Source organism: Candidatus Methylomirabilota bacterium, assembly GCA_036001065.1.
In the GTDB taxonomy this organism is placed as follows: Bacteria; Methylomirabilota; Methylomirabilia; order Rokubacteriales; family CSP1-6; genus MNEF01.
This window is the reverse complement of record DASYUQ010000007.1, coordinates 1-7,202: the sequence shown is the minus strand read 5'-3', so window position 1 is coordinate 7,202 and position 7,202 is coordinate 1. Positions and strand designations below refer to the sequence as shown.

Genomic DNA, 7,202 nt, shown 5'->3' with positions numbered 1-7,202 from the left:
GAGGAGGACGACGATGACGACCACGTGGAAGCCCGTCGTGGCGGTGACCATGAGCGTGCTGGCCCTCTGGGCGCTCGCCGAGGCGGCCGGGCCCGCGCCGGCGGCGGCCCAGCGGCTCGTGGTGGCCGGATCGCCACCCACCCACGAGGCCACACTGCCCCACCAGGGCTCCATGTCGCAGAAGCTCCCCACCCGCGTCGTCTTCGAGTACCTGACCGACGTCGATCCCACCACCTGGGACTACGAGCGGCCGATGCTGGCCGAGCGCTGGCAGATGTCGCCCGACGCCAGGACCTGGACCTTCTTCCTCCGCAAGGGTGTCCAGTTCCACGAGAACTGGGGAGAGATGACCGCCGAGGACGTCAAGTTCTCCTTCGAGCTGCTCATGGGCAAGGACGCCATCGCCACCACGACGCCCCAGTGGCGGAAGCTCATCGAGCGGATCGACGTGATCGACCGCCACACCGTCCGGCTCCAGCTGAAGTCGCCGGACCCCGACGTCCTCTTCGAGCTGTCGAGCGCCCGCGAGGTCCAGATCGTCCCCAAGAAGTACATCGAGTCGGTGGGCATCGAGAAGGCGAGCCAGAAGCCGATCGGGACCGGACCCTACCGCATGGTGGAGTGGCGCCGGGGCGAGCTGATGCGCTACGAGGCCGTCGACAAGCACTGGCGCGTGACGCCGCAGTTCAAGGAGCTGGTTTATCGATTTGTGCCGGAGGACGCCACCCGGGTGGCGATGCTTCGCACCGGGGAAGCCGACATCATCGAGCTGCCCCGGACCCTCAAGAAGGACGTCGAGACCGCCGGCTTCGAGGCCCGCCGGGCGCTGTGGCCCGGCATCGTCGCGTTCGGAGTCATGGGCGGCCAATACATGAAGGACCGGCCGACCTACAATGCCAAGGCCCCCTGGCTGGACCGGCGGGTCCGCGAGGCCATCAACCTGGCCGTGAACCGCAAGGCGCTGATCGAGCACCTGTTCCTGGGCGAGGCGCAGGCCGCCACCGTGCCGATCATCCCGTCCTGGGTGAAGGAGTACAACAACCCGGCCTGGAAGCCGTACCCCTATGATCCCGACCGCGCCAAGAAGCTCATGGCCGAGGCCGGCTACCCCAACGGGTTCACCGTCGAGTGGCGCGCCTACCCGCTGCCCGGCGTGCCCGAGCTGGTCTCGGTGTCTGAGGCGCTCCAGATCGATCTGGCCAAGATCGGGGTGAAGCTCGACCTGAAGCTCACCGAGCTTCAGACCATCCGGCCCCACTACCGCGACCGCAAACTGGCGGGCATCGGCTTCCTACACCGCACCGGGATCCCGCCCGACCCCGCCACCCACCTGGCGGTCTTCTACACCGCCGGCGGCATCGTGGGGACCGTCGAGCTGCCGGAGATCGAGGATCTCTTCGCGCGCCTCCGGCAGACGGCCGACCCCAAGGAGCGGGCGAAGATCCTCCGCAGCGTCGGCGACATCGTCTACAACGGCTACCACGTGATCCCGATCGTCGACCTCTACGCCCTCTTCGGCGTGAACCAGAAGAAGGTGGGGGCCTGGAAGACGACGGGCTACTACAGCTTCACGCACCTGGAGTACGCGCAGAAGCGCTGACGGCCACCGGCGGGCAAAGTGCAGCGTTACCTGGCGCAGCGAATTTTCCAGTCTGCGGTCACCCTGCTCGTCATCTCACTGATCATCTTCCTCCTAGCCCGGCTGTCGGGCGACCCCCTCCAGATCATGCTGTCCGAGGAGGCGACCAAGGAGGACTACGCGATCGCCGCCCGGCACTGGGGGCTCGACCGGCCCCTCACCCAGCAGTACCTCACCTTCCTCGGCAACGCCCTCCGCGGCGACTTCGGGCGGTCGATCCGCCTCGGGCAGCCGGCCCTGCAACTGGTCTGGGAGCGGCTGCCCGCCACCCTCCAACTGGCCGGGGCGTCCATCGCAGTGAGCCTCCTGATCGCTATCCCCATCGGGGTGCTCTCGGCCGTCCGCCGCGACACCGCCCTCGACTACGTGGGCAAGGTGATCGCCCTGCTGGGGCAGTCGATGCCGAGCTTCTGGCTCGGCATCGTCCTCATCTGGGTGTTCGCCGTCATGCTGGGCTGGCTCCCCGCCTCCGGCACCGGCGGCCCCCAGCACTTCGTGCTGCCGGCCATCGCGCTGGGCTGGTACCAGGTGGCGGCGGTGATGCGGCTGGTCCGCTCGGCGATGCTCGATGTGTTGGACAGCGAGTACGTGAAGCTGGCCCGCATCAAGGGCGTGGAGGAACGGGCAGTGGTGTGGAAGCACTGCTTGCGCAACGCGGCCATCCCGCCCCTGACGTACATCGGGTTCATCGTGGCCGTGCTCCTCACCGGCTCCCTGGTCATCGAGACGGTCTTCGCCTGGCCGGGCATCGGGCTCCTGGCCATCGACGCCGTCCGCTACCGCGACTTCCCGGTGGTGCAGACGGTGGTCCTCCTCTATGCGACCAAGTTCGTCGTCATCAACCTGCTGGTCGACGTGGCCTACGTCTACGTCGATCCGCGCATCCGCTTCCAGCGCTAGCGGGCCGTCGGCGAATGGCGCGAGATCACTTCGGCCACTGTTCGCCGTTTCGAGAGCCGGCTCCGCCGGCGCAACCGCTTCCTGGGGGAGGCCTCGGAGGGGGCCGTTGAGGCCCCCTCCGACTGAGCTAGCGAGGGACGGGGTGGCGGTCACGGCGGTCCGGGTGGGGGCGCAGGCGGCGCCGAGGCGGCGGGTCGGGGGCCGGCGAGCGCCCATGGTCGTCTTCCTGGCGATTCTCTTCGTCATCCTGGTCCTGCCGGCGCTCCTGGCTCCCTGGCTGGCGCCCCACGACCCGCTGGAGGGTCGTCTCTTCCAGAAGCTCAAGCCGCCGGCCTGGCTGACGGGCGGCTCCTGGGAATACCCCCTGGGGACCGATCCCCTCGGCCGCGACATCCTGAGCCGGCTGATCTTCGGCGCCCGCGTCTCGCTCTCCGTCTCCCTGGTGGCGATCTTCATCGGCGGAATCGCGGGCACCGTGCTGGGCCTGGTGGCCGGCTACTTCGGCGGCTGGACGGACGCCCTCATCATGCGGGCCGTCGACATCGCGTTCTCGCTGCCGACCATCCTCCTGGGCCTGGTCCTGGCGGTGGTCATCGGCCCGAGCTTCCGCACGGTCATCGTGATCGTGGCCTTCCTCCTGTGGGCACGTTACGCGCGCCAGGTGCGGGGCGAGGTGCTGAGCGTGAAGGAGCGCGACTTCGTGGCCCAGGCCCGGATCGCCGGCTGCTCGCACCTCCGGATCATGTTCGGCCACATTCTTCCCAACGTGGTGAACACGCTGATCGTGCTGGCCACCCTCCAGGTGGGCTACGTCATCCTGCTGGAGGGCACGCTCAGCTTCCTCGGCGTCGGCATCCCCCCGCCCACCCCGGCCTGGGGCCTCATGGTAGCGACGGGCCGGGCCCTCATCGTGTCGGCGTGGTGGGTCTCGTTTTTCCCGGGCCTCGCGATTCTCCTGACCGTGCTCACGCTCAACCTCATGGGGGATTGGCTGAGGGACCGGCTCGATCCCAAGCTGCGGCAGGTCTGAGCGCGACGAATCCGTCCAGAGCCATGGATCACCCCCTGCTCGAGGTGAAGGATCTCCGCACCTGGTTCTTCACCCGCTGGGGCGTGGTGAAGGCCGTCGACGGGGTGAGCTTCACGCTCGGGGCCAGCGAGACGCTGGGGCTGGTGGGGGAGTCGGGGTGCGGCAAGAGCATGACCGCGCTCTCGATCTTGAGATTGCAGCCCCGCCCGGCCGGCCGCATTGTGGGCGGGCAGGTGCTCCTCCAGGGTGAGGACCTCCTCCAGAAGAGCGAGCGCGAGATGCGGCGCATCCGCGGTCGCCAGATCTCCATGATCCTCCAGGACCCGATGCAGAGCCTCAACCCGGTCTTCAGCGTCGGCGCCCAGATCGCCGAGGCGCTGCGCATCCACCAGGGCCTCGAAGGCCCGACGCTGTGGGAGCAGGCCCGGGAGATGCTGCGCAGGGTGAAGATCCCGTCGCCCGAGCTCCGCCTCCGCGCCTACCCCCACCAGATGAGCGGGGGGATGCGGCAGCGCGTGGTGGGCGCCATCAGCCTGGCCTGCCGCCCGGCCATCCTCATCGCCGACGAGCCCACCACCTCGCTCGATGTGACGATCCAGGCCCAGTATCTCCGGCTCCTCAAAGGCCTCCAGGAGGAGATGGGCCTGGCGCTGATCTTCATCACCCACGACTTCGGCATCGTGGCCAAGATGTGCGACCGGGTGGCCGTGATGTACGCGGGCCGGATCGTTGAGAGCGCCGAGGTGCGCGAACTGTTCAACCACCCGCGTCACCCCTACACGGTGGCGCTCCTCAACTCGGTCCCACGCCTGGAGACCAAGATCGAGCGGCTCAGTTCCATCGAGGGGCAGCCGCCACTCCTCTACGACCTGCCTCCCGGCTGCCCCTTCGCGCCCCGCTGTCCCCACGCCCGCGACCGCTGCCGGGACGAATATCCGCCCGAGGTCGCGGTGAAGGACGGCCACCGCGTCAGCTGCTGGATGCCCGCCGAGGGCTGGGATGGCTGAGCCCGTCCTCGAGGTCCGGGGGCTCCAGAAGCACTTCCCGGTCCGGCGGGGCGTGCTGCTGAGCCGCGTGGTCGGCTGGGTCAAGGCGGTGGACGGCGTCAGCTTCACGGTGGGGCGGGGCGAGACCTTCGCCCTGGTCGGCGAGTCGGGCTGCGGCAAGACCACCACCGCCCGCGTGATCCTGCTCCTCGAGCGGCCGACGGCCGGGATGGTGCTGATGAAGGGCCAGGAGATCGAGCGCCTCCGGGGCCGGGAGCTCCGGCGTTACCGCGCGTCTGTCCAGGCGGTGTTCCAGGACCCCATGAGCTCGCTCAATCCCCGGAAGCGCGTCCGCTCGATCGTCGGCGAGCCGCTCATCGTCAACCGGGCGCTGCCCCGGCGGGCGGTGGCGGCCCGCGTGGCCGAGCTGCTCGAGCAGGTGGGCCTTCCGTCCAGGAGCGCCGAGCTCTTCCCCCACGAGTTCAGCGGCGGCCAGCGCCAGCGGATCGCCATCGCCCGCGCGCTCGCCCTCAACCCGAGCCTGGTCGTCCTCGACGAGCCGGTCTCGGCCCTGGACGTCTCCATCCGCGCCCAGATCATGAACCTCCTCAAAGATCTTCAGGCCGAGCTGGGCCTCACCTACTTTCTCATCGCCCACGACCTTGCCACCGTCCGCTACATCGCGACCACGGTCGGCGTCATGTACCTCGGCCGCCTGGTGGAAGTGGCACCCGCCGAGGAGCTCTTCACCCGGCCCCGGCATCCCTACACGCAGGCGCTCCTCTCAGCCGCGCTCCCGTCCCACCCGGACGTGAAGCGCGAGGAGGTGATTCTGCCCGGCGAGGTGCCGAGCCCGCTTCACGTCCCCGCCGGCTGCCGCTTCCACCCTCGCTGCCCCGCGGTGCTCCCGATCTGCTCGGAACACGATCCGTCCGAGCGCGAGGTCGGCGCCGGCCACCGGGTGGCCTGCCACCTCTACTGAACGGGTGAAGAAGGAGACCCCCATGAAGATCTCCTGGACGACAATAGTTGCCGCCCTGTCGCTCCTCGCCACGGCCATGGTCGCCGGCCCGGAAGCCCGGGCGGGGCAGACGGCGGCGAGCATCGAGTACGACTTCGTTACCCGACCCGCCGGGCTGCCGGCGGACTTCGACGCGCCGCCGGGCGGGGGCCTCCGGTTCCTCGCGATCAAGGCCATCGACGGCTTCCGCGTCGACGCCGCGCTCTGGGAGCCCGGCGGCAAGGCACCCGCCGCCACGACGCTGGTCGTCAGCGTCCACGGCAGCGGCAGCGCCTACCATGGCAACCCTCACGCCTTCCTGAGCCCCGGGCTGGCGGCGAAGGGCTACGCGGTCCTCGGGATCAACACCCGGCAGAACGGCGACAAGGTCAACACGGACAACTTCTTCGATGTCCGCCGCGACATCGAGGCCGCGGTGTACACGGCGCGGGCGCTCGGCTACCGGACCCTCGTCCTGCACGGCCAGAGCCTCGGCAACATCCAGGTCCAGTTCTACGCGGCCAGCAACTGGGACCCCGACATCAAGGCCCTCGTCCTGACCAGCATGTTCGCGAACCTGCCCTGGAAGTCCCGGCACCTGCTGGTGCAGGACGAGGAGAACTGGCACCAGCTCGCCGAGGCGGCGTTCAAGTCCCTGCGGGACGGGAAGCTCGAGGCCGTGCTGCCGGTACGCATGGGCTGGATCACCGGCGAAAAGGTACCGCTCACCGGCCAGCATTTCCTGACGTACCGGTGGGAGGCCTCCAGCGCGGCCGACGGGACCTACTGGATCCGGCGCATCCCGCGCCCGATGCTCATGGTGCGGGACGCGGGCGACGCGATCATCCAGCCGTTCGAGCCGTACATGCTACTCTCGGCGGCCACGGCCGAGGGATCGCTCGTCCCGAGCGTCAAGCTCGTCGTACTCCCGAACCCGAAGGGGCGGAGCGCGGCGGCGCACGGCTTCGTCGACAACAGGGCGCCGCTGGTGGAGACCGTCGCCGCCTGGCTCGCCGAGCAGCGGCTGTAGGCGTGCCGGATCACCGCGTCGGCCACGGTAGTACTATGACGCCATGGAGCCACGGATCCTGATCGGCACCGACGAAGGGCTCTGGGAGCTCGGCCAGGCCGGGTCCGTCGCCGTCGAGGCGCTCGCCGGGCAGCCGGTCGCCGCGCTCGCCGCCGCCGGCGCGCGGACGTGGGCCCTCGTGGGCGAGCGCGCCATCTGGAGCACCGACGACGGTCGGCGCTGGGAGCCGGCGGCATCGGTCGAGGGTCAACCGGCGACGTGCCTCGCGTCGACACCCGCCGGGCTCCTCGTGGGCACCGAGCAGGCCCACCTCCTGCGGCTCGCCGGCAGCCGGCTCGAGCCCGTCGAGGCGTTCGATACCGCCGAGGGCCGCGACGCCTGGTACACGCCCTGGGGTGATCCGGCCGACGTCCGGTCCATCAGCGTCGAGCCCGGCGGCGGCGCGATCTACGTCAACGTCCACGTGGGCGGCGTGGTCCGCTCGCGCGACGGCGGGCGCTCGTGGACGCCGACCCTCGACATCGAGGCCGACGTTCACCAGGTCCTCGCCCACCCCGCGCGCCCCGGTGTCGTCCTCGCCGCGGCCGCGATCGGGCTCGGCGTGAGCCACGACGGCG

Annotated in this window: 7 protein-coding genes; all 7 read left to right on the top strand. The window is 69.9% G+C overall.

What is annotated here, in order from left to right:
* Positions 1 to 13: 13 nt before the first annotated feature.
* Positions 14 to 1,600 carry an ABC transporter substrate-binding protein gene (locus VGV13_00895; protein ID HEV8639639.1) on the top strand — a complete coding sequence of 529 codons (1,587 nt, stop codon included), beginning with the start codon at positions 14 to 16 and terminating at the stop codon, positions 1,598 to 1,600.
* An 18-nt stretch (positions 1,601 to 1,618) separates the two neighbouring features.
* Positions 1,619 to 2,539: an ABC transporter permease gene (locus VGV13_00890; protein HEV8639638.1), complete on the top strand. Its 921-nt coding sequence runs from the start codon at positions 1,619 to 1,621 to the stop codon at positions 2,537 to 2,539.
* A 142-nt stretch (positions 2,540 to 2,681) separates the two neighbouring features.
* Entirely contained in the window at positions 2,682 to 3,569 is an 888-nt protein-coding gene (locus VGV13_00885) for an ABC transporter permease (protein HEV8639637.1), read from the top strand.
* A gap of 23 nt (positions 3,570 to 3,592) precedes the next feature.
* Positions 3,593 to 4,576, top strand: coding sequence for an ABC transporter ATP-binding protein (locus tag VGV13_00880; protein ID HEV8639636.1), 984 nt, complete (start codon positions 3,593 to 3,595; stop codon positions 4,574 to 4,576).
* A complete protein-coding gene (locus tag VGV13_00875; protein HEV8639635.1) occupies positions 4,569 to 5,537 on the top strand; it encodes an oligopeptide/dipeptide ABC transporter ATP-binding protein in 969 nt (322 codons plus the stop codon). The genes VGV13_00880 and VGV13_00875 overlap by 8 nt, the downstream gene beginning before the upstream one ends.
* Before the next feature lie 22 nt (positions 5,538 to 5,559).
* Complete coding sequence (locus VGV13_00870; protein ID HEV8639634.1) at positions 5,560 to 6,585, top strand: alpha/beta fold hydrolase; 1,026 nt, start codon at positions 5,560 to 5,562, stop codon at positions 6,583 to 6,585.
* 43 nt (positions 6,586 to 6,628) lie between these two features.
* On the top strand, positions 6,629 to 7,202 hold a 574-nt coding region (locus tag VGV13_00865; protein HEV8639633.1), incomplete at its 3' end, for a hypothetical protein.